We start from the raw sequence: 24067 nt of genomic DNA, 5'->3' as shown, positions 1-24067 counted from the left end.
TTCGGCAATCTGAAACCTCAAATCAGGGGAAATTGTTAAACAGAATCAAAGCATTCCGAGTTCTTCACGGACGACTAAAGCTTGCCCTCTGGCTTCCTGATCTAAGCCGCCTCGACGCCCGCGCCCGCCGACAGCGGCCGACCAGTTGCGATCTGTAGCGATCCTTGGCGCCCCCCTCTGTCCTGCCGGACATCTCCCCCACGAGGGGGGAGATTGGCAGCTTCGGCGCACCGCTCGCTCTTGCGACAGTGGCGGTTCGCGAAGGCGGTGGTGACGGCCGATCTCCCCCCAAGTGGGGGAGATGTCCGGCAGGACAGAGGGGGGCGCTTCCCTCCGCCATCCACCGCTATGTCGCGGCATAACAGACCCTTAAGCCGCCTCGGCCAGGCATTTGGCGCACGTCCCGCGAAATTCTATCACCGCCTTCTTGGCGGCAAAACCGGTCGAGCGCACCCATTCGTCGAGCCGGTGTCCGACATCACGGTCGGAAAATTCGGTCACCTGCCCGCATGTGTCGCAGATGGCAAAGGCGGTCATCGAATGGCTGTGGTCGTGCGGCTCGGCGCAGGCGACAAAGGAATTGAGGCTTTCGAGCCTGTGCACGAAGCCGGACTTCACCAGCGTGTCGAGCGCGCGATAGACTTGCAGCGGTGCTCGAAAACCCCGATCGCGAAGTTGGTCGAGCAATGTATAGGCGCTGAGCGGCCCGCTGGCGGCCTCGAGTTTCTCGAGCACGCACAGCTGGTTTTTCGTCAGCACATCCCTTGCCGCCATGATCCTGTTTCCAACCCGTTTTGCGCCGGTTGCACGTCATTTCCGCATGCAAGCGGCTCCAGTCCTCTCCAGATAGCGACGAACGGGCCTCTTTGCTACTGTTCCTGTGCCGGCATGGCCCAAAGCCGACCAACTCCGACGCATTGGCGGCCGCGTAAATGAAACCAGCGGGAGGAGTTCCCGCACACCTGTTTGGCTATGCGTTGCCAATCACTTGCTAGGCAATCGCTTCAGACCAATTTTCGATGTCTGAAGTGATTGCCCTGAGTCACTTCCGTGGCGGACCCTTGCGCTCGGCGGAGGCGGCCCACAGATTGATGTCGGCTTCGCGCGCGTAGGTGTCGATATCGGCGAGCTCGGCATCGCTGAAGTCGAGCGCCTTCAGCGCGCCGACGCAATCCTCGACCTGTTCCGGTCGGCTGGCGCCGATCAGCGCCGAGGTCACCCGGCCCTTGCGCAGCACCCAGGCCAGCGCCATCTGCGCCAGCGTCTGCCCGCGTCGGCTGGCAATCGCGTTCAGCGCCTTGATGTTGGCGATGGTCTTGTCGTTGATGAAGGCCGGCCTCAGCGACTTGCCTTGGCTGGCGCGGCTGCCCTCCGGGATGCCGCCGAGATATTTGTCGGTCAGCATGCCTTGCGCCAGCGGCGTGAACACGATCGAGCCGACGCCGAGCCCCTCCAGCGTGTCGAGCAGACCATCGTCCTCGACCCAGCGGTTGAGCATCGAATAGCTCGGCTGATGGATGATGCAAGGCGTGCCGAGCTGCTTCAAAATGTCGGCGGCCTCGCGCGTGCGCTGCGAATTGTAGGAGGAGATGCCGGCATAAAGCGCCTTACCCGAGCGCACCGCGTGATCGAGGGCGCCCATCGTTTCTTCCAGCGGAGTATCAGGGTCGAAGCGGTGCGAATAGAAGATGTCGACATAGTCGAGCCCCATCCGCTTCAGGCTCTGGTCGAGGCTGGCCAGCACATATTTGCGCCCGCCCCATTCGCCATAGGGTCCGGCCCACATCTCATAACCGGCCTTGGTCGAGATGATCAGCTCGTCGCGATAGGAGGAGAAATCTGTCCGCAGGATTTCGCCAAAAGCCGTCTCCGCCGAACCGGGCGGCGGGCCGTAATTGTTGGCGAGGTCGAAATGCGTGATGCCGAGATCGAAGGCCTTGCGCGCGATCGCCTGCTTGGTCCGGTGCGGTGTGTCGTCACCGAAATTGTGCCAGAGCCCGAGCGAGATCGCCGGCAATTTCAGGCCGGATCGCCCGCAGCGATTATAGACCATTTTCTCGTAGCGGTTTTCGGCGGGGACATAGGGCATGGGAGATCCTCAAAGCAAAAGCGAGCCCGGCAGTGCCACCGCGAAAAGGTGAGTCGGCTCTGCCCTCACCCTTAGCCTCTCCCCTTTTTCATGGGGAGAGGGGTCGACGGAAAACAGCACGTGTCGCAATCACTGAAGCGCTTAGAGGCTGTTTGGAAAGTCGCTCCGGCGAGTCATATGGTGGTGGTTTCGAGAACCGGAGCGGAGCGGACATTTGGGTCCGTGAGCCCGCATGACCCCGAAAATCGGACGGATTTTCGGAGAGGATCATGCGCAAAATCAAAAGTGCTACAGCGTCCTTTGCGCGTCCAAAGGACGCGCGGCGCTGTAGGTAAGCGCAGAAAACGCCATCAGATGGCGGCTGGAGTAGAGTTTCCAAACAGCCTCTTACGCCTATTTCTTCTTTGCCAAGAGCCCTTTCTTCTTCGCCAACAGCCCTTCCGCGTCCTTGACGCCCAGTGCCGCAGGCCGTTCGCAGGTGGTCTGCATGGCAACGAACTTTCCGCTCGCGCCCGACCGCAACATGCCGGTCATCACATCCACGGCATGCAGCGCAAGTTCCATCGAGCACCGATGCGGTCGACCTTCCGTGATCGCCAGCGCCATGTCGGCGAGACCGGCGGTGCGATAGTTAGCCATCATGCCGTGCGAATGCATCTGGTTGGCCACGCCGAACGGATGCTTCCACTTCGGCAGCTTCTTGACCGGCTTGGCGGCATCGGTGATGCAAACGTCACCGCCGAAGAAATTCGGATCCGGCAAAAACACCGTGCCCAACTCGCCGTAGAGTTCCATCGGCGCATGGCCATGGCTCCACACGTCCCAGCTGGTATTGAGCGTCACCACGGCGCCATTCTCGAACTCCATCACGCCGTGGATCGTCGTCGGCGTGGCGACCAGGACTTTTTCGCCCGCGCGAGGCTTGGACGAGATGGTACGCTCCGTCTTCGGGATCGAAGCGAACGCCGCCACCTGCTTTACCGGCCCGATCAGCTGGATCAAATTGGTGATGTAGTAGGGTCCGATATCGAGCACCGGGCCAGCGCCAGGCTGGAAGAAGAAGTCCGGATTGGGGTGCCAATGCTCCATCCCATGGTTCATCACGTGGCATGTGCCGCTGGTGATCTTGCCGAGCTTGCCACTGTCGATCAGGTTGCGGACAAGCTGGTGCGCGCCACCGAGGAAAGTGTCGGGCGCCGAGCCGATGCGCAGTCCATCTCTCTCGGCCAGTTTCTTCAGGTCGAGCCCTTCCTTGACCGACAGCACGAATGGCTTTTCCGAATAGACGTGCTTGCCGGCATCGAGGATCTGTTTCGACACATCGGAGTGCACCGCCGGAACGGTGAGGTTGACGATGATGTCGATATCGCCGGCCTTGAGCAGCCCTTCGACTGTCTCGGCGCGCAGCTTGAACTCCTTCGCCCGCGCCTTGGCCGCATCCATGTTGATATCCGCGCAGGCGCGCATCTCGATGCCGCGAAACAGCGGCGCGAACGAGAAATACGCCTTTGAAATGTTGCCGCAGCCGATGACGCCGATCCCAAGTTTTTTTGCCATGCTGGTTTGCTCCTAATAGGTCTTGGCGGCTGCGATCGAGCGGCGGGCGAAGCGCTCGATATCGTTGGGGTTGTCCTGTTCCATGACGTAGTATTTGGCGGCGCTCTTGGCGCGCAGCGCCTTGATCAGGCCGGCCCAGTCGATCGTGCCGTGGCCGACATCCGACCAGCCGTCCTCGTCGAGACCCTCGCCAGGCTTGGCAATGTCCTTGACATGGACGGCGGCGATACGTTTGCCATACTTCTCGATCCAGGACAGCGGATCGTCGCCGCCGCGCACCACCCAGGCCACGTCCATCTCCCAGCCGATGTCGGGCGCTGCCGCCAGGATATGGTCCTGCGGCACCGAGCCGTCGGCAAGCTTCTTGAACTCGAAATCGTGGTTGTGCCAGGCAAAGCCGTAGCCGGCCTTATTAGCCGTCTCGCCGACCTTGGCCAGGCGTGCGCCGAAGCCGCGCCAGCCGGTCGTGTCGGTCGGCCTGCTCTCGGCGACCAGATAGGGGCATATGAGCAGACTGATGCCGAGCGCGTCGGCGATTTTGCGCACGCCGTCGAAATCATTCTCGAGCGCATCGATCGAGAAATGGCCGGTCGGCATGGCGAGCCCGTTCTTGTCGAGTTCGGCACGAAACGCCTTGGGATCGTCATAGACGCCGCCGAACCCTTCGACTTGCGCGTAGCCGAGCTCGCCCAGCATCTTGAGCACCCCTTCCCAAGGTTGGAAATTGCGGGCGCTGTAAAGTTGGAATGACCAATTCATCGTCTCTGTCCGTTCTCTGGGGGATGGATGGGCTTGAGGTGAAATTCTGGGGAGTTACAGGCGGTTGCCGGTTGCGGCGTCGAACAGCGAAGCGCGCATCGGGTCAAAACCGATGCTCACCGTGTCGGCATTGTTTGGCGTGCGCTCGGATGTCACCCTAACCGTGAAATTCTGATTTGCGAGCTTCAGCCAGACCAGCGTGTCGGACCCCATGGGTTCGACGACGACGACATTTGCCGTGGCTGTGAACGGCCATCCGGAGCCGCTGTTGAAGGCGACATGCTCGGGCCGGATACCGAACACCGCCGCTCCCGGCACGGGCTCCCTTTCGAAAACGTAAGTGGCGAGCGGGATCCGCACATCCTCGGCGACGAAGTGCCAGTTGCCATCATTTTTCTCCAGCCGGCCGTCGAGGAAATTCATCGCCGGCGAGCCGAGGAAGCCGGCCACGAACCGGTTGACCGGGCGATTGTAGATGGTCTGCGGGGCGTCGAGCTGCTGGATGACGCCGCCCTTCATCACCGCGATGCGGTCGGCCAGCGTCATCGCCTCGATCTGGTCGTGGGTTACATAGATCATGGTGTTCTGCAGCTTGCTGTGCAGCAGTTTGATTTCGACACGCAGCTCGGCGCGCAGCTTGGCGTCGAGATTGGAAAGCGGCTCATCGAACAGGAAGACGTCGACGTCGCGCACCAGCGCCCGCCCGATCGCCACACGCTGGCGCTGTCCGCCCGAAAGCGCCGACGGCTTGCGCTGCAGCAGCGGCTCGATCTGCAGGATCTCGGCGGCCCGCGCGATGCGCTTGGCGATCTCGTCCCTGGGAATACCGGCAACGCGCAGCCCGAAGGACAGGTTCTTCTCCACCGTCATCTGCGGGTAGAGCGCATAGGACTGGAACACCATGCCGATGCCACGGTCCTTGGGCTCCTCCCAGGTGACGTTCTTGCCCTTGATGAAGATGCGGCCGTCCGAAACGTCGAGCAGCCCGGCGATGCAGTTGAGCAAGGTCGACTTGCCGCAGCCGGACGGCCCGAGCAGCACGATGAACTCACCCTCGGCGACATCGATGTTGAGGGTTTCCAGCACCGAGATTGCGCCGAAATTCAGCGACAGGTCCTGGATCGAGACGCTGGGATTTTCGAGTCTTGTCATCATCATCCTTTCACCGCGCCGGCGGCGATGCCACGCACGAAAAGCTTGCCGGAAACGAAGTAGACGACGAGCGGTACCAGGCCGGTCAGGATGGTGGCGGCCATGTTGACGTTGTATTCCTTCACGCCTTGCACCGAGTTGACGATGTTGTTGAGCTGCACCGTCATCGGATAGGTGTCGGGGCGGGTGTAGACGACGCCGAACAGGAAGTCGTTCCAGATGCCGGTCACCTGCAGGATGATGGCGACGACGAAGATCGGCAGCGACATCGGCAGCATGATGCGGAAATAGATGCCCCAGAAGCCGGCGCCGTCGACGCGCGCCGCCCGGAACAGTTCTTCCGGCATGGAAGTGAAATAGTTGCGGAACAATAGCGTCAGGATCGGCATGCCGAAAATGGAATGGACGATCACCAGGCCGCTTAGGCTGCCGTAGAGGCCGATCTCGCGCAGGATGATGACGATCGGATAGATCATCACCTGATAGGGGATGAAGGCGCCGACGATCAGGATCACGAAGAAAGTATCGGTGCCCTTGAAGCGCCAGTTGGCAAGCGCGTAGCCGTTCACCGAAGCGATGGCGATCGACAGGACAACCGACGGAACGGTGATGCGCACCGAATTCCAGAAGCCGCGCGAGAGCCCGTCGCAGTTGAGGCCGGTGCAGGCGCTGGACCAGGCCTTCACCCAAGGCTCAAAGGTGATCTCCAGCGGCGGCGAGAAGATGTTGCCGAGGCGTATCTCCGGCATGCCCTTGAGCGATGTCACCACCATCACATAGAGCGGCAGCAGATAATACAGCGCCACCACGATGAGCGTGCCGTAGAGGAAGATGTTGCGGCGCGAGAACACATGCCGCGGCTTGGGCCCTCGCGGCCCGGATGCCTCAAGCCCGATAGAGCCCGTACCGGCAGGCAGGGGAACGGCAAGGTCAGCCACGCTTCTTGCCTCCGAATTCGAGATAGGCCCAGGGAACGATGACGACCACCACCGACAGCAGCATCATGGTCGAGGCGGCGAAGCCCTGGCCGAGGTTCTGGGCGAAGAACATGTAGTCATAGACATATTTGGCCGGCACTTCGGAGGCGATGCCGGGACCGCCGCTGGTCTGGGCGACAACCAGGTCATAGACCTTGACGATGCCGGCGGCGATGATGACCAGCGCGGTGATGAAGACCGGTCGCATCATCGGGATGATGATGAAGAGATAGGTCTTCAGGGTGGGTATCCCATCCACCCGCGCGGCCTTCCAGATATCCTCGTCGATGCCGCGCAGGCCCGCCAGCATCAGGCACATGATGAGGCCGGTGCCTTGCCAGAGCGCGGCGATCAAGATGCCGTAGATGACGATGTCGGAATTGTAGAGCGGATCGAAGCTGAAGCTTTCCCAGCCGAGGCTGCGCACCACCCCCTGGATTCCGAACTCCGGGTTGAGCAGCCACTGCCAGACAAGGCCGGTGACGATGAAGGAGAGCGCGAACGGGTAGAGAAAGATGGTGCGGAACGTGTCCTCGAAGCGGATCTTCTGGTCGAGCAGCGCCGCCAGTATGAAACCGATGACCAGAGAGAACACCAGCGACAGCACGCCGTAGACCAGCAGGTTCTCAATCGAGACCAGCCAACGCGGCGTCGACCACAGTCGATAATACTGGTCGAGCCCGACGAAGTTCAGCCGCGGCAGCAGTTTTGAATTGGTGAAGGAATAGAGCACCGTCCACGCGCTGCCGCCGACGAAGATCACCAGTGCGGTGAGGACCATCGGAATAGAGGCGACCTTGGCGTTAAGGTTGCGGAAGAGTTGGTTGGGGCGTTCGCTCTTGCTCATCTGCACAGCCGGGCTGGATCGGTAAGGCGGAAGGGTCAAGGCCGAAGGGTAAGGGCCTTGACCCGGAGCTCCCGGCCCCGCGGCGGGCCGGGAGCGAGCGGTTCGTCGACCGTCAGTCCGCTGAGGCGACGATGTCGGCGAAGCGCTTTTGCGCCTCTTCCACAGTCATGTCCGGCTTGGCGAAGAACTCGGAGAAAAGGTCCTCCTTCTGCTTTTGGGTGTCTTGCGACAGCAGCTGGTCCGTCCAGGGCATGACGCTGCCCTTGGCCAGGATGTCGAGCCCTTTCTTCATGCAGTCGTTCGCCGCCTTGAGGTCGATATCGCCGCGCACCGGCAGCGAACCCTTTTTGAGGTTGAAGGCGACCTGCGTCTTGGGATCGAGCAGCGTTTCGGCCAGCGCTTCCTGCGCCTTGGACTTTTCAGCGTCCTGCAGCAGCGGGAAGTAGAAGGCGTCGCCGCCGGTGGCGATGACCTCGTTCAGGCCAAGGCCGGGAAGACACGTATAATCCTTGCCGGCGGTCTGGCCGGCAACCTGGAACTCGCCCTGCGCCCAGTCGCCCATGATCTGGCCGCCGGCCTTGCCGGAGATGACGAGATTGGTGGCCTGGTTCCAGTCCTGCACATTGGTGTTTTTCGCCATCTTGCGGGCATCGTCCGCGGCCTTGAACACCTTGGCGACCTCGGGTCCGGCGGCGAATTCGGCATCCTTGTCGCGATAGACCTTCAAGAAAGTGTCCGTGCCGCCGACCGCCGTAAGCAGCACATCAAAGGCGCCCGAGGATTGCCAGGGCTGCCCGCCGACCGCCAGCGGTATGATGCCTGCCTTCTCCAGCGCAGGGGCGGCTGCAACATATTCATTCCAATTCTTCGGCACCGGCACACCGGCCTTTTCGAAGGCCGCGTTCGACAGCCATAGCCACTGCCAGGAGTGAATGTTGACCGGCACGCAATAGATCTTGCCGTCGAGGGTACAGCCGTCGAGCAGGCTCTTCGGCTGAACGATTTCCGCCCACTTGTCCCTGGTGGCGAGATCGGTCAAATCGCGCATCAGACCGGCCTGCACCAATTCTTCCGCTTGCCGGCCGTGGTTGAACTGGGTGGCGCCCATGGGGTCGCCGCCAGTGATGCGGCTGATCATGATCGGCCGCGCCGTGCCGCCGGAGCCGGCGATAGCGCCGTCGACCCAATGATTGCCTGTCGCGTCGAACGCCTTGGCGAATTCGGCGACCGCCGCCGCCTCGCCGCCTGAAGTCCACCAATGGGTGACTTCCAGATCCGTCGCTGCCGCCGGGCCGGCGAATGGCAGCGCGGTTGTGACCGCCAACGCAGCGGTCATGAATTGGTATCGCATTTCGGCTCCTCCCAGAATCTGAAACGTTACAGATTTTCGATACGGCAATTGTTGGAAGCGCGCAACCCCCGAACTGGAGCAGCTCGGCATTTTTTCGAGCCGCGAACAAGCTCGCCGCGCAATGTCCGTCCACCGCGCCGCAGCAAGATAGGTTGCATTGCAAAATTATGCCACAATGCGTGAAATTCGGCAAAACCTTGCTCCGTGGGCAAGTCCTTGCCGACGCCCACCGACTTTGCGTCGAACGGAGCGCCGCTCATCCAAGTTAGCTTTTACTGGGCCGCTGCGCGATGACAAGTGACAATCTGTAACGTTTCAGTATATAGGGTGTTCATCAGGCGGGCGACCCGCCGATTGCCGACCTGCACGGCAACTGCTATGCGCCTGACGGGCGGGATGAATGGACAGAGATCAGACGGAAAAGGACGACGAGGCCTCGGCACTGGGCCGGCCGACATTGAAGACGCTTGCCTTCATGACCGGGCTGGGCGTCACCACCGTGTCGCGGGCGTTGAAGGACGCGCCCGAGATCGGCGCCGAAACCAGGCGACGCGTCCAGCTCGTCGCCAGGCAGATCGGCTACCGCCCCAACCGTGCCGGTGTGCGCCTGCGGACCGGCAAGACCAACGTCATCAGTCTCGTGCTCAACACCGAGCGCGAGATCATGAGCTTTGTCTCGGACATCATTTACGGCGTCTCGGAAGTCATCGCCGACACACCCTACCACCTGATCGTCACGCCCTATTCGCGCTCGCAGGATCCCCTGGACCCGATACGTTATCTGGTGGAAACCGGCTCCGCCGACGGCGTCATCATTTCGCGCACCCAGCCGAATGACCCCAGGGCCCGTTACATGCTGGAGCGTGGTATCCCCTTTGCCACGCATGGCCGCACCGATATGGGGCTGATCCACCCCTATCATGATTTCGACAATTATGCGTTCGCGACCGAGGCCGTGCGCCACCTGGCCGGCATTGGCCGCCGCAGGCTGGCTCTGCTGGCGCCTCCAGTCGAGCTGACCTACCACAGTCATACGCTGAACGGCTTCACCGATGCGCTGAGCGAGGTCGGCGCCAGCGAGATCCCGTTCAACACCGTTTCGGTCGACCATTCGATCGAGCAGATCAGGATGAGGACCGCGCAGCTGATGCGCCGCGACGTCAGGCCGGACGGTTTCGTCAGCAGTGCCGCTGCCGCGACACTCGCCATCGTCGCCGGCATCGAGGACGCCGGCCTCAAGCTCGGCCGGGATGTCGACGTGGTGTCCAAGCAGTCGTCCGACCTGCTGCACCTGTTCCGCAGGGAATTGCTGGTGGTCAACGAGAACTTCCGGCTGGCCGGCGCGGAGCTCGCCCGCTCGGTGTTGGGCTGGATCGGCGGCGCAGCACCTGGCTCCCTGCAGAGCCTGAGCAAGCCGACCGGGGTTCTGGCCTATCGCCCTCCCGACCAGAGCGGGATACGTTCAAATTGAACTGGGCATCCCGCTCCATCTATTTGTCTTAGCCGCATTTCTGCGACGCCAAGTGAGTCCACTTGGCTGAAAAATGCGCGCTGCTGACTGGCAGCCTTGGGGCCGGAAGCAGTAGGTCCGCTTGTGGTGTAGGAAGGCTGATAGCGGACGTTCAACTCCCAAGTTCCGATGTCGTGAGTGACCCAAAGGTGACATTTGCCGGTCACCGGTTCCCGTCGTGCGTTCTGGGAGCGCTTCTACCGCAAGGCACTATCCTTCGCGCCAATGAAATGGTCTGGTTCCAAGAGACCCTATTGGCGCAACTTAGCTATTCGTGAATGCGACGTTTGACCAAGGCGGAAAAGATTTCGAGTGGCCAACCCATGAGTGCCCCCTCGGGAATTGAAATGCTCCTTCGCTGGCTTCGCAGGCTGCCGATTCCCAACGATCGCATCGGGCATCTCGTACTGAGCGCCTTCCTGCTCGCGACCGCAAACACCTTCGGTTCCTCCTTGGCGGCTGCCCGGTTTCTATCGACCCAAGGCGGCGAGGGGATCGCGATTTACTACATGGTGTTCGCTCTCGTCTCGATTCCCGCGTGGGTTGTCTATGCCCGGATGATCGACCGCGGCAGCCGTGTTGTCCTGCTGCAGCGGTTCATGGTCGCCGTCATTGTGATGACAGCATTGTTGATCCTCGCCAGCGGGTTTGGCGGTACGGCAGCGGACTATGCGCTCTACGCAGGAATCAGCGTGTTGGAGTCGCTGCTCTACAGCGTCTTCCAAGTGGTGTTGATCGACTATCTGACTGCGCGCGAAATGACGCGCTATTCGACGCGTGTCGCTGTCGCCTTGTCCGCAGGGGGCATGGTGGGTGGCAGCCTCGCCGGCTTGCTTGCAGGTTTCGTATCGCCCTTCTGGCTGCTCTTCGGCATGCCGCTGATACTGTGCCTCTGCCTCGCGCATCTGGCCTGGCTGTCTCTCCGCTGGAAGCCGGCGGGCGAAAGGGAGGAGCAGGGAGAGTCCGGAATACTTGAAAACCTTCGCAGCATAGGCAGCATGATGCGGGGATTTTTAATAGCAATTCTGCTTTCAACCGCACTTTTCCTGAATATTGTTACGCAATGCATCGCTGAGTATATGGTTTTCAACATCTACACCGACAGTTTTCCGGACGAACAGTCGCTTGCCAAGTTCTTCGGACTGATGAGCGGCGCCCTGAATTTTGTTGGCATGGCGATCGGGTTGTGGCTGACCAGCCCGCTGATGCAACGGCTCGGCATCGCGCGCATGAACCTTGTTTTCCCAGCCGCGTGCGGAGTGAGCTTCATCGCCATGCTTGCCAGTCCGGCGCTGCCGGTCGCGATGTTTGCGCACGTCGTCTATGATGGTCTTTCCAAGAATATCGATGCGCCGGTCACGGCAATCAACTACAACGCAGTTCCAGGGCGGTTTGCAAGCCGGCTGCGCGCCTTCAACGACAGCCTGATCTATCCGATGGCATTGGCCGTATCCGGGCTGCTGGTCTGGGTGGTGGCGCAATTCGCAGGTCTTTTCGGTGTCGGCGTGCTCGGCGTTGTTCTTAGCCTCTGCTTCCTCGCATGCGGATGGAGTATCGGCTGGCGCTATGTCAGCGGGCTTGTAGGGATACTGCGAGAGGGGGCTGTCGATCTCGATCGCGACGAGTTCCTGATACGCGAAGCATCGGCCGTCGCCGCGAGCAACAGTGCGGACCTCGTCGTGATGCTAAGTGGACAGGACAGAACTGCGACCGAACTTGCTCTGCGTATTGTTGCCCATACCTCGATAGGACCATTCCTCGAACCAATCACCGAGAAACTCACGACATCGGGCGACGAAACGGTCATCGCCCTGGCTCGTGGAGGCGACCGGCATGCAGCAGATCTGCTGACACTCTGGCCCAATGCGGAACCGGTGCTCCGCGTCCGCATCGCCCAGTACCTTGTGGCAGTGGGGCGATCCCTGCCCGAGGATCGGGATCAGGCACCGGTGATGATCGCGCTCGATTTGGCTGCACGCCTCGGCAAATCGCCGGAAGCGGCGCAAGCGCTCGTAACGATGGCCCAGTCTCAATTGGAGGTAGCCACGGCACTGCTGCCGCTCGCCGCCGCGCGGTGCGACGACGCGTTCACGCCGATGCTCGTCAGCATCATTCGCAATCATGCTTCGCTTGAAGAGGTCATAGTCAAGACGATCGCTGCCCTGCCTTATTCCAAGCCCGGGAGTACTGGTCTGCCCCAGGACCTGCTCGAGGAAGCCGTCCGTTCCAACGACACGGGACGACGAGTGATTGGTTATCAACTGGCGGTGCGAGGAGGCTGGCCGGCGAAGCGTATCGCTGTCGGGCTGACGGATCGGGATGAATCGGTACGCCGCGTCGCAATCGCGGCATTGGTCGCCCGCAAGGATTCCGTGGCAGCGGTATTGCCTATGCTGCGAGACGAGAATCCATCCGTCCGCCTCGCCGTCATCGAGGTGCTCGGCCACGTAGGCGCCACCGAAGCCCTCTTCAGCTATCTGCAGAAAGATGCCTTCCCCCGTATTGACAGGTATCGCCAATGGCGTCAGGCAGTGCCCGACAGCAACCTCGCCTGGGCTGCGATCGCCAGAATTGCAATGGCAGAGGCCAATCAGGCCGCGATCGACGAGGTCCTGGTGACGCTTGCTGCCCTGGGCCACAAACAGACGGTCAGCTATATCCGGCGCTTCCTGAGCGCCCGCGACGAGCGTATGCGTGCTCGCGCGGCAGAGGCAATTACCGCCGTCGACCAGCGGCGGTTGGTGACGCCGCTCATCCCACTGCTTGACGGTGATACGGCCAAGCGTGGCAAGACCCTCCCTATCAAAACCGTGCTCGATGCCATGAGCACCTCCTCGTTGCCCTGGCTACGCCGGGCCGCTGTGGCTGCACGATCATTGGAGTCCGATATGCCGAATGCCGAACACGGTTTGCTCGACCGCCTGCTTTTCCTGCGCAATGTGCCAATTTTCGAAAGCTGCTCGCTCGACGATTTGTATGCAGTGCAACAGGTCATGAAGCGCACCGACTACCTATCCGACGAGGTTATCGTCAAGCAGGGCGCGCATGGCGAGGAGCTTTTTGTCCTCCTTGAAGGCGAAGTCAAAGTGAGACAGCGCGGTCCTTCGGGCTTCACCGACTTTGCAACGCTGAAACCCGGCTCGATGTTCGGAGAGATGGCGCTGTTCGGCGAAGGTGAGCGCTCGGCGGATATAGTTGCGGTCGGGTACGCAAGCTGCCTTGTGCTGGAGCGTTCGCATTTCGAGGACCTTGCCCGGCAGCGGCCGGGTATTCTGCTGCAGATCTGCCGGGTGTTGGGTGGAAGACTGCGTGCCGCGAACCAGAAACTCCATGACCTGCAAACAGCGAAGTCAGCAAAGAGTGGGTTGCTGGAATCCAGTTCTACAGCCCAATCGCGCGGATTGCAGTGATTTTCAGGTAATCGGAATGTCCATTGCGCGGCGCAAAGCGGACGTTTCGGAACGCCATCGCTCGACGCCGTTAATTAGCCACAACATCAGCACGAGCGGCCCGCCAGCCAATTGTCGGCTTTTGACCGATTGTGTTCTCTAATGAGTCAAGGGCGGCCGCTCGGTTGTGAGCGTTCTCGACGCTTTCGGGTGCCTGGGTTCTCTTCGTGCTCACGTGGCACTTGATGGGGTAAGCTGGGTATGGAGCGGCTTGGTTGAAAGCGCAGTCGGCCGATCTGGTTGGCCGCATGCTACACAATCGGCGCCGTCATCCACTCCCTCCCTCGGGCGTCGCTCCGCTCGGGAGCTCGTTTCGGCCTCCTGTCTCGTTCGTCCTCGATTCCGCTATGCGGCCTTGAACACGGTGCCCTGCCTGAGCATCGCATGCATGATGATGGCCAGGCGGCGGGCAAGCGCGATCCGCGCCTTGCGCATGGTGGAGCGCTTGGCGATCGCCAACGCCCAAGCCTTCAGCTTCAACGCCCCTCGGTAACGCGTCAGCATGACGTTGGCCGCTTCATAGAGCAGCGTTCGCACCCGCCGGTCACCACATTTTGAGATGCTGCCGGTGTAGTCGACCTCGCCCGACTGGAAGCGGCGCGGCACCAGGCCGAGATAGGCGCCCAGATCGCGGGACCGTCTGAAGCGGTCGGGATCGTCCACGACAGCGGTAAAGGCGAGCGCAGTGAGATGGCCAACGCCGGGGATCGTCATCAGTCGGCGGCAGGTCGTGGAAGCTTTGGTCATCTTCTTGATGTCGGCATCGATCGCCGCGACGGCCGAGAGCACCGCGGCACGCGCTGCAATGAGGCCCTCCATGGCGGCAGACAATCCGGCTATTCCCTCGCTGGCCCGCAGCGCCTGTTTGATGAAGGCGGGGCTGAGGGCCCGCGGCAGGCGGACACCGAATACCACGGCGAGTCCACGGATCTGGTTCTCCAACATGACCCGCTGGCCGACTAGCTTCTTGCGCGCGATGATCAGCGCGCGGACGGCATGCGCCGGGAGCGACTTCACGTGCACAGGCTTGAAGAAGCCGGTGCGGGCCAGATGGGCTAGGCCACGGGCATCGTTGCGATCGGTCTTGTGGGTCGCAAGGGTCTTCAGCGCCTGGTACGCCTGCCGGCTTTCGATGCAGACGACCGGCAGGCCGAACGCTGCCAGCCCATGGTAGAGCATCGGCGCCATGCGGCCGGTCTCGAACACGATGCGCCGACAAGAGGGTGCTTTTGCCAGCGAGGCGACGATCGCCTCCGGCGTCGATGTCGTCTTCTCCTCGTGAACGACTGCTCCCTCGCGGTCGACGACGCAGACGTGCGTCTCTTCCATCGAGATATCCAGGCCGGAGGCGCTGCCGATGATGGGCGAACGGACGAACGTTCAGGATGCTCTGTTCTACGAGTTCAGCCTCGAGCGCCATGTGCCGGCCAATCACCTGTTGCGGTCGATAGACAGGTTCGTTGACCTGTCCGGCCTGCGCGCGCATCTGAAGCCATTCTACAGCGAATTGGGCCGCCCTCGGTCGATCCCGAATTGATGATCCGGATGCTGCTGGTGGGCTATTGCTTCGGCATCCGCTCGGAACGGCGGCTGTGCGAGGAGGTCCACCTCAATCTCGCATATCGCTGGTTCTGCCAGCTCGGGCTGGAAGGCGATGTGCCCGACCATTCGACCTTCTCGAAGAACCGCCACGGCAGGTTCCGCGATAGCGGCCTTCTGCGCGAATTGTTCGAGACGACGGTGCGCCGTTGCATTGCGGAGCGACTGGTAGGCGGCGAGGGTTTTGCCGTCGACGCCAGTTTGATCCGCGCGGACGCGCATCGTCAGAACGGCGTGAAGGTGAAGGAAGAGCTTGACCCATCCGCCAAGCGGGCCGTGGCCGAGTATCTTGCTGTCCTGGACGATGCGGCGTTCGGCGCGGCCACGCCGGTTGAACCGAAGTTCATCTCGCCTGTCGATCCCGCCGCGCGCTGGACGGCTTCCTGGGGCGGCCCGGCCGTCTATGCCTATTGCGCCAACTATCTGATCGACGTGGAGCACGCTGTCATTGTCGATGTGGAGCCATCGACTGCGGTGCGCCAGGCCGAGGTCACTGCGGCCAAGACGATGATCGAACGCTCCCACGACGATCACAATCTGTGGCCCGAGCGGCTGATCGCCGACGCTGGCTATGGCTCGGCCGAGATGCTGGCCTGGCTGGTCCATGAACGCGGCATCGAGCCGCATATCCCTGTCTTCGACAAATCCGAACGCCGGGATGGAACCTTTGAACGGGCGGACTTCGAATATGACCGCGAGCGCGATCTTTACGTCTGTCCCGGCGGCAGGGAATTGCGGCAAAGACAGCGCAACTTCACAAATGAGCGTCCGCCACCGGTCGACGACATCGGCATGGTTCGTTACCGCGCTCGCAAGGCCGACTGCGATGCATGCGCCTTAAAGGCCAGATGCTGCCCGAAGGCGCCGGCCCGCAAAATCCTGCGCTCCATCCACGAAGGCGCCCGCGACATGGCCCGGAATATTGCAACGACCGACGCCTACGTCGTCTCCAGACGACAACGTAAGAAGGTCGAGATGCTGTTTGCACACCTCAAGCGCATCTTGAGACTGGACCGCTTGCGCTTGCGCGGACCGAACGGCGCAAAAGACGAATTCCATCTCGCCGCCGCAGCCCAAAACCTTCGCAAACTCGCAAAACTGATACCGATGCCAGAACCGAGGCCGGTCTGAGGGCCGAGCGCCCACATTCAGCTCAAAGGTCCGAAAGTCGCCCCGATCAGAACATCGACTTCTTCAACACAATCGACCCGATACGAACGTCGAACTTTCGAGGCAATCGGACAACTACTCTTGAACGCTGCCGTCGTCATCTGACCTCGGCAGTGGTCCAGGTCGATCGATCCCAACTGTTTCGCTCGCCGACGCAGTGCCTTTTTTCAGCACGGCAACGTCGAGCAGTGCGGTGAGGGAACCGATTGCGGCGCGTGCCGGCCTTGGTGGTCACCTTTTGACCTCAAGGCACCTTTCTATCGCTGCAGCGCGAACAGTTTTCATATCTGCTCGAACGTGCACCGCACCTACGGGCGCGGCTGGAACAGGTGCTGACCTCGAGAGAGGCAGAAGGTGAAGCGGAGCGGCCTTTGACAAAGGGCGCTGCCCATGATCCTCTGACCCGAGGCGTCGGTTTATCGACGGCATGATCCCGACCGAAGCGACTATACAGTAATGATGCATCACACAAGCCTTCCCTTCGGAGCAAGATGCTAATTACGATAGTAGAGCCGCATCGTCGATTTCCCGAGTCCAACGAACCATCCGTTACGCAGGAGTTTGCTGATGCAAAACGAAATTGTTTTTGCCCATAATCCTTTTAGCGAGCTGACGGAAGTTCGCGCTAGCGCCTTGCATGGTTGGGGTGTGTTCGCGAGACGACTCATCCCTAAGGGGACAGTTTGGTGGCAGGCGCGTTCGCAAGATGTGCTGGTGATAGAGCGAGATCAATACGAAGCTATTGACTCCTTGCCCCGTACCGTTCTTGTCAATGGGCTTCTGGACGCCATTTTGCATTATAGCTACTACCCGAGTGGTCTTAACCGGCTTATTTTGATCCTGGATGGAGCACAATTCACCAACCATTCATTCACCCCCAACTCCGTCGACGACCCAACCAAACTTCAAAGCTTAGCGCTTCATGACATCGGACCGGGAGCCGAAATCCTGGAAGACTATTCCCACTATGGAAAATGTCCGTGGGCCCCTCTGTATGGCGAATTCGCGAAAGCGATTTGGGAACGGAATTGATGCTGCTGTCACGTTTTTCCGTTGATCTCATTACCAAAACTTGCTGATCAGAACCATGGCCCCATTTTCGCATTCCGGCCCGCGCGCAGTGTCGGCCATGTCGCTCAGGGGGGCTTTCCGGAGCCCGGAACGCGACCATTTCTCGGATTGCCTCTTGCTCGGCCTCGTGCGGGAGGTGTTCGCCATCGCCTCCGAACGTCCGAAAGGGGGCCGACAGCGGACAAGCAGCTTTCGGCCTCCGGAAAGCAAGAGCGGACGCGGCGCGACAGGTGCATTGTCTGGAGTTGACCGCCACAAGCCGACATCCTGGTGGGCATGGTTGACGCGACCCCTTGGATCGCTTGACCTGGGCGAATATGATCCTGACGCCTTGGAAAGGGACTCGGATGGAAATCGGCCGCATCGAGCGCAAGCTCTCGGCGATCCTTGCGGCTGACGTCGCCGGGTACAGTCGGCTGATGGGCGCCGACGAGGAAGGTACCCTCGACCGCTTGAACAGCCATCGCCGTGAGCACCTCGATCCCTGTATTGCCAGGCATCGCGGCAGGATCGTCAAAACGACGGGCGACGGGCTGTTGGCGGATTTCGGCAGTGTCGTCGACGCGGTGCGCTGCGCCGTCGAGGTGCAGGCCGGCATGGCAGAACGCAATGCCGCCGTGGCAGCTGACGAACGGCTCGAATTCCGGATCGGCATCAATGTCGGCGACATCATCGAACAGAACGGTGACGTCTTCGGCGAGGGGGTCAACATCGCCGCGCGTCTGGAGAGGATCGCCGAGCCGGGCGGGATCTGCGTTTCCGCACGCGTGCAGGAAGATGCAGCGGGAAAGATCGGCCTGCGCTTCGAGGATATGGGCGAGCAGGCGCTGAAGAACATCGCCCGGCCGATCCGCGCCTATCGTTTGCGCCCGGATGGAGCAAAGCAGTTCGGCCCATCGCGTCCAACGGAGCGCCTGCCCGACAAGCCGGCGCTTGCGGTGTTGCCGTTCCAGAACATGAGCGTCGACCCGGAGCAGGATTACTTTGCCGACGGCATTGTCGAGGACATCATCACGGCGCTCAGCCGGTTCAAGTCGTTTGCGGTGATCGCCCGCAATTCGAGCTTCGTTTACAAAGGCAAGGCAATCGATGTGCGTCAGGTGGCCAGGGAGCTCGGAGTTCGCTACGTGCTCGAAGGCAGCGTACGACGCTCCGGCGAGCGGCTGCGCATCACTGCACAGCTCATCGAGGCCGTATCCGGGGCGCATCTTTGGGCCGACAGGTTCGATGGCGTCGTCGCAGACGTATTCGACGTGCAGGACCGCATTGCCGAAAGCGTCATTGGCGTCATAGAACCACAGATCCGAGAGGCCGAAATCGAACGCTCCCGCAGGAAACGCCCGGAAAGCCTCGATGCCTACGATCTCTACCTGAGGGCACTGTCGAAGACTCACAGCGCGCGGCCCGAGGACAATGCCCAGGCTTTTGCTCTAATGATGGAAGCAGTCGCGCTCGAGCCGCACTACGCGCCGTTTCTGACCGGTGCCTGTTTTGCCCTTGAATTCCGCGTTGCCATGGGCTGGCCAGCGCTGACCGGCGACGACCGGGCAGCCTGTCTCGATCTGGTGCGCCGCGCACTCGCCGATCCGCAGGGCGATGCGACCGTGCTGGCGCAATGCGGCCTGACGCTGGCGACCCTGCGGGATTACGACCGGGGCATGCAGATCGTCGCCAATGCCGTCGAGGCGAACCCCAACAGCCAGTTTGTGCTGATGACCGCAGGTATCGCCGAATTCCATTGCGGGAATCTGGAGGACGCGCTCGCCCATAGTCGGCGCGCGATCCTGATGAGCCCGGGCGATCCGACGGTGCCGTGGGCCATGACCAATATTGCGCTCATACATATGGCGCTCGGCAACTATGCTGAGGCGATGAAGGCCGCGGAGCGGTCAATGGCGATCAATGCGGGCCTCGATCCGAGCTACTGGACCTTGATCGCGGCAAATGCCCAGCTCGGCCGAATGGATGAGGCGCGACGATACCTGGCAAAATTCCGGGCACTCGCGCCGGACGTCACGATCGCTAGGATCAGGGCAGGACTGCCAGAATACGATCCATCGCGCATGTCAGCGATCCTCGAGGGCTTGCGGATCGCAGGACTGGAGGAGGGCTAGCCACTGCGCGGATGAGACCCCCTGGCCGAGGTGCGATGCAGCTCCTCGGCGAGGGTGATCGCACACCTCCGAACGTCCATCGCCCATGACCGCTTTGCGTCCTCAAGGACTTAGGCGCGGTCTTTTCAAGAGAATCGGTCAAAAGTTGACCTACCCAAACGTCGGCTTGGCGGCAGCATGTTCGTCGTGAAAGACTTCTGGGCTGTGCCGTCCTATCCAAGGCTGCTTGAGCAACTGAACAATCGCCTCGGGCCCTACATGATTAGTGGGACGGGCACGGCAAAGGAGGCGCTCGACGCACTGGCACTCGATTGGGATGCGACGCTGCGGGACGACCGCTGCAACTAGCGGAACATAACGTGTCAGATATGCAGCGCGGGGCCGAGCGCCCTCGTCGCCGATTCCGGGAACGTCTTGCTACGACTTGGATGCGCGACCATGCGCGCCGGACTGAAGGTCGTCGGCGAGTCACGTACAGAACGTCTGCATATCGCGCGCAGAGCGCACCTTCGTGCCTGTTCGCTCGAATATCTGCTTTTGGGATACGGCTATAGTCTCCTGAACGACCGACCTGGGCGCTAACCTGCCGCTCCGCTCCCCCAAGGGCCATGGAAAGCGCCCGGCCCGTCGATGCGTTCGAAGCCGTGCGCGCCGAAGAAATCGCGTTGCGCCTGGATCAGGTTCGAGGTGCCGCGGCCCTGGCGGTAGCTGTCGAAATAAGCAAGCGCGGACGACAGCGCCGGCACGGGTGAGCCGGCTTCCGACGCCCGTGCCACGATGCGCCGCAGCGATGGATGCGCTTCCTGCATCATCGCAATGAAAGCCGGCGCCATCAGCAGATTGGTGGCCGCCCCGCCGGTGCCGAAGGCTTCCGCCATCGTGTCCAGCAATTGCGAGCGGATGATGCAGCCTGCCCGCCAGATCTTGGCGATGGTCGGCATCGGCAGGTTCCAGTTGAATTCCTTCGACGCGCCGCTCATCACCGCGAAGCCTTGCGCATAGGCTGATATCTTGCCGGCGAACAGCGCCAGTTCGAGATCGCCAAGAAGCGCGTCCTTGTCTCCGGAAATCTTGGTCACGCCGCCATTGCCATAGGCCTTTTCGGCGGCCAAGCGCTCGTCCTTGATCGACGACAAGACACGCGCCGCCACCGCGGCCTCGATCACCGTGGCCGGAATGCCGAGCTGCTGGGCCTCGATGACCGACCATTTGCCGGTGCCCTTCTGGCCGGCACGGTCGAGGATGATGTCGACCACCGGCTTGCCTGTCTTCGGATCGTCGGCGGCCAGCACCTTGGCGGTGATCTCGATCAGATAGGAGTTGAGCCGGCCCTTGTTCCAGCCGGCAAAAACCTGTGCGATCTGCTTCGGCCCCATGCTTAAGCCGTCGCGCAAGATGCCGTAGATCTCGGCGATCATCTGCATGTCGGCATATTCGATGCCGTTGTGGATGGTCTTGACGAAATGCCCCGCACCATCGGTGCCAAGCCATGCCGCGCAGGGCTCATCCCTGAACTTGGCCGAAATGGCGGTCAGCACCTTTTCGACGCGTTTCCAGGACTCTTCCGTGCCGCCGACCATGATCGACGGTCCATGGCGCGCGCCCTCCTCGCCGCCGGACACGCCCATGCCGATGAAGGTGAGACCCGAATCGGTCAGCTCGGAAAAGCGTCGCAACGTATCGCGGAAATTGGCGTTACCGGCATCGATGACGATGTCGTTGGCCGACAACACACCGCGCAGCGCTGCGATCTGCTCGTCGACCGGCTTGCCGGCCAGCACCATGATGATGATCGGCCGCGGCGGCCGAATGGCGGCGGCGAGTTCCTCCAGGCTGTAGCAGGGCACGACCATGTTCTTCAGCGCGCCGGCATTCTCGACGAAGGCGTCGGTGCGCGCGGCGGTGCGGTTGAAGACGGCTATGCGGTGCCCCTTCTCGGCGATATTGAGCGCCAGGTTGGAGCCCATCGTGCCAAGGCCGATCAGGCCGATTTCGGCTTTTTCCATCGTTTCTTCCCTGCTTTCGGATCTTTTGCCTGGCCGCGATTTGCGATGACCATTTTTGTTGGGATGCCATTCTTGCCGCGATGCCATTCTTGCCGAAATGAATGACGGGCCTTCAGGCCCGCGTCAACCGCACTCGCCGAATTGTGTTGCAAACGGCAAGCTTGTCCTCACGGCCTGATGTCGATCGGCGCCTCTATCTTCACGATCTCAAAATCCGAGACGAGAATATCGAGCCGCGCCGTCCATCGGCCGGGAACCGGGACGACGAGATCGTCGACGCGCCAGGTGCCGTCGCCTGGTTTTTTCGCCGCGCGTTTGATCGGCTCGATGCCGGAGTCGGGTTTTGACAGCACCAGCGTCACTTGCTCAGCGTCGAGCGGGCCGAAATCCCCGGTCATGATGACGATCGAGGCGGCAACAGCTCCAACATGGCCGGGCGTGATGCTGAGGTCGGCCATCGCCTTCGGCGTGTGGATATGCACCGATGCCGGCTGCGCCGCTGCGATCGCCAGGGCGCGTGGCGGCGGCGTGAAACGCCAGCCGGTGGCAACGCCGAATATCGCCAGAACGATCAGCATTTCAATGCCGATCGAGCGGACCAGCCTCTTCTGTGCTTCCGTCTCTCCCGCTTCCGCCGGACCGGTCAGCTTCCAGCGGTTGGTCGCGGCCAGCGTGAACAGAAAGAACAGCAGCGCCAGCTTGACCAGCAGCAGCCGGCCATAGGCGGTCTCGAGCAAAGCTGCGGGCGTCTGCACCTGGACGACAGCCAGCACGAAGCCGGTGGCCGCAAGCACGGCCACGACAGGCAGGATCGCTTGGGAAAACCGATGCAGGAAAGGCGCGGCCTCGGGCGGCTTCCGCCGCATGGCGAGACCGAGCGGCGCCAGCGCCCCAGCCCAGAAGGCAATGCCGGCGCCGTGCAGAAACACCATCGGCCCTGTCAGCCATTGCGGTTCGGCGGCACTTGCATGCCCGCTGGCGGCGAGGGCGGCGCCGACACCGGCCAAACCGGCAGCGGCAAACAGTTTTGCGCCGCCGCGCGGCCCGACCAACGACAGCAGGCCTAGGCCAAGCGCCACCAGCGCGACCAGCACCGTCCGGCCGAAGCTGGTGGCGAGCCCGGCCTTCCAGATGTCCGGCTGCGCCAGCCGGGCGAGCGGTGCACCGAGCGCGTCCAGTCCCTGCAAGCCGAGCGACAAGGGCGCCGCGGCAAGGCCGCACAGGATCGCGGCGATGACGAAGCGCTGGCCGGCACGCCCGCCCTTTGCCAGCCAGGCGATGGCAAAAGCGCCGCCGACGCCGAGAAACAGGCCGACATAGAGAAAGACCTTGCCGATCCAGATTGCCGACCTCAGGCCCCGGTCGACAGCTTCGGAGACGGCCGGCGCAGCGCTCGGCGCGCCGATGGAAAACAGCGCCGAGCCGCCGACCGGATGGCCATCGGCGGAGATCACCCGCCAGCTCAGCACATGCGTGCCGGATCCGAGCCTTTGCGGATTGTCGATGTCGAGCGTCTGGGCATTGAGCCGAAAAGACGTCAGCGAAACCGGCGTTCCATCAGGCCGCACCAAGGTCAGCACCAGCGGTGACACCGGCTCGCTGAAGGTCAGCGAGAATTGAGCGGGGCTCTGCGCCAGCACGGCGCCGTCCGCCGGCTCGGTTGTGACCAACGCCGCGTGGGCGAAGGCCTGACTTGGCGCGGCAATGGTGGCAAGCAGCACGATCGCAGCCAGCAGGCAGATCGCAGGTCGGCCGGCTGTGCAGACCGTTCGCAGGAGGGGTGCAGCACTCATGTCACGGCCACAAAAACAGCGGCGTGCTCTTTCGAACAAGGCGCCGCCAAAAATCACTTCTTCGGCAGCAGCTTGAGACCAGGCGCCGGATATTCCAGCGCGTCCTCATCCTGGCCGGCCGTTGGTATCTCGATCCAGCGTTCGGCGGCGCCGTCGCATTCCTGCACCACCGGGAAGTAGAGCGTTTGGCCTGCCGGCAGATCCGCCGCCAGTGTGCCGCGGAAGACGAATTCGTCGTAGAATTCGTCCGGCAGGCTGCCGCCGCTCCAGTTGACTTCCTTGACGCCGCTGGACACCTCTTGACCATGTAGCTGATAGGATTTCTCGTATCTGCCGTTCTTGACCTGCAGCGTCCAGCCGGCTTTCGGCATCGGCTTCACTGAAATCACTCCCTCCGGGATCTGCACGCGCACGGCGGTCGTCGCCTTGCCCTCACAGCCATGCGGCACGCGCAGCATCGCCTTATAGGTCGAGCCGACAGGCGCCTCCTGGGTTTCGAGCGTGACATGGGCGAAAGCCGTACCCGTCCCGAAGACGAGAAACGCGCAAGCCGAGAAAAGATACTTGTTCATGATGGTCTCTCTGATTTCATGATGGTTTCTGATTGCGAATTTTAAGATTTT

16 protein-coding genes and 2 pseudogenes are annotated in these 24067 nt (G+C 61.8%); 6 read left to right on the top strand and 12 right to left on the bottom strand.

Annotated features, from left to right (window positions below):
* Positions 1-369: 369 nt before the first annotated feature.
* The 8 genes from AC0L3L_RS32555 to AC0L3L_RS32520 form a co-directional block, all read right to left on the bottom strand.
* Entirely contained in the window at positions 370-774 is a 405-nt protein-coding gene (locus AC0L3L_RS32555; RefSeq protein WP_473641308.1) for a Fur family transcriptional regulator, read from the bottom strand.
* A 268-nt stretch (positions 775-1042) separates the two neighbouring features.
* Positions 1043-2089, bottom strand: coding sequence for an L-glyceraldehyde 3-phosphate reductase (gene mgrA, locus AC0L3L_RS32550; RefSeq protein WP_123151711.1), 1047 nt, complete (start codon positions 2087-2089; stop codon positions 1043-1045).
* Between the two features lie 393 nt (positions 2090-2482).
* A complete protein-coding gene (locus tag AC0L3L_RS32545) occupies positions 2483-3646 on the bottom strand; it encodes a Gfo/Idh/MocA family protein (protein ID WP_473641306.1) in 1164 nt (387 codons plus the stop codon).
* Between the two features lie 12 nt (positions 3647-3658).
* Positions 3659-4405 (bottom strand): sugar phosphate isomerase/epimerase family protein, encoded by a 747-nt coding sequence (locus tag AC0L3L_RS32540; RefSeq protein ID WP_473641304.1) that lies wholly within the window; start codon positions 4403-4405, stop codon positions 3659-3661.
* Positions 4406-4459: 54 nt separating this feature from the next.
* Positions 4460-5557 carry an ABC transporter ATP-binding protein gene (locus tag AC0L3L_RS32535; protein ID WP_473641302.1) on the bottom strand — a complete coding sequence of 366 codons (1098 nt, stop codon included), beginning with the start codon at positions 5555-5557 and terminating at the stop codon, positions 4460-4462.
* A gap of 2 nt (positions 5558-5559) precedes the next feature.
* Entirely contained in the window at positions 5560-6495 is a 936-nt protein-coding gene (locus AC0L3L_RS32530) for a carbohydrate ABC transporter permease (protein ID WP_473641301.1), read from the bottom strand.
* Positions 6488-7381: a carbohydrate ABC transporter permease gene (locus tag AC0L3L_RS32525; protein ID WP_473641299.1), complete on the bottom strand. Its 894-nt coding sequence runs from the start codon at positions 7379-7381 to the stop codon at positions 6488-6490. Before AC0L3L_RS32525 ends, AC0L3L_RS32530 begins: the two co-directional genes overlap by 8 nt.
* A 112-nt stretch (positions 7382-7493) precedes the next feature.
* Positions 7494-8732: an ABC transporter substrate-binding protein gene (locus AC0L3L_RS32520; RefSeq protein ID WP_473641297.1), complete on the bottom strand. Its 1239-nt coding sequence runs from the start codon at positions 8730-8732 to the stop codon at positions 7494-7496.
* 400 nt (positions 8733-9132) lie between these two features.
* Here AC0L3L_RS32520 and AC0L3L_RS32515 point away from each other — a divergent pair, with 400 nt between their 5' ends.
* On the top strand, positions 9133-10203 hold the full coding sequence (locus tag AC0L3L_RS32515) for a LacI family transcriptional regulator (protein WP_473641295.1): 1071 nt from the start codon (positions 9133-9135) through the stop codon (positions 10201-10203).
* A gap of 326 nt (positions 10204-10529) precedes the next feature.
* Positions 10530-13652: an MFS transporter gene (locus AC0L3L_RS32510; protein ID WP_473641293.1), complete on the top strand. Its 3123-nt coding sequence runs from the start codon at positions 10530-10532 to the stop codon at positions 13650-13652.
* Between the two features lie 384 nt (positions 13653-14036).
* On the opposite strand, the gene AC0L3L_RS32505 is transcribed toward AC0L3L_RS32510, so the two are convergent.
* Positions 14037-15050 (bottom strand): IS110 family RNA-guided transposase, encoded by a 1014-nt coding sequence (locus tag AC0L3L_RS32505; protein WP_473641310.1) that lies wholly within the window; start codon positions 15048-15050, stop codon positions 14037-14039.
* On the opposite strand from AC0L3L_RS32505, the pseudogene AC0L3L_RS32500 reads away from it, so the two are divergent.
* The 4 genes and pseudogenes from AC0L3L_RS32500 to AC0L3L_RS32485 all read left to right on the top strand — a co-directional run.
* Positions 15049-16421: pseudogene (locus tag AC0L3L_RS32500) on the top strand (transposase). The gene AC0L3L_RS32505 and the pseudogene AC0L3L_RS32500 overlap by 2 nt on opposite strands.
* Positions 16422-17027: 606 nt before the next feature.
* Positions 17028-17492: an SET domain-containing protein-lysine N-methyltransferase gene (locus tag AC0L3L_RS32495; protein WP_128185026.1), complete on the top strand. Its 465-nt coding sequence runs from the start codon at positions 17028-17030 to the stop codon at positions 17490-17492.
* Positions 17493-17878: 386 nt separating this feature from the next.
* Complete coding sequence (locus AC0L3L_RS32490; protein WP_473641291.1) at positions 17879-19645, top strand: adenylate/guanylate cyclase domain-containing protein; 1767 nt, start codon at positions 17879-17881, stop codon at positions 19643-19645.
* A 174-nt stretch (positions 19646-19819) separates the two neighbouring features.
* A pseudogene (locus AC0L3L_RS32485) lies at positions 19820-19993 on the top strand (carbohydrate ABC transporter substrate-binding protein); the annotation flags it as partial.
* A gap of 230 nt (positions 19994-20223) precedes the next feature.
* On the opposite strand, the gene gndA reads toward AC0L3L_RS32485, so the two are convergent.
* From gndA to AC0L3L_RS32470, 3 genes are all read right to left on the bottom strand, one after another.
* Positions 20224-21651, bottom strand: a complete 1428-nt coding sequence (gene gndA / locus AC0L3L_RS32480) for an NADP-dependent phosphogluconate dehydrogenase (protein WP_473641289.1) — start codon at positions 21649-21651, stop codon at positions 20224-20226.
* A gap of 167 nt (positions 21652-21818) precedes the next feature.
* Positions 21819-23444, bottom strand: a complete 1626-nt coding sequence (locus AC0L3L_RS32475; protein WP_473641287.1) for a copper resistance CopC/CopD family protein — start codon at positions 23442-23444, stop codon at positions 21819-21821.
* Between the two features lie 53 nt (positions 23445-23497).
* Positions 23498-24016: a YcnI family copper-binding membrane protein gene (locus AC0L3L_RS32470; protein ID WP_473641285.1), complete on the bottom strand. Its 519-nt coding sequence runs from the start codon at positions 24014-24016 to the stop codon at positions 23498-23500.
* Positions 24017-24067: the final 51 nt, after the last annotated feature.

The sequence above is a fragment of the Mesorhizobium sp. WSM4849 genome (assembly GCF_055811385.1).
This window is presented reverse-complemented; position numbering and strand designations above follow the sequence as displayed.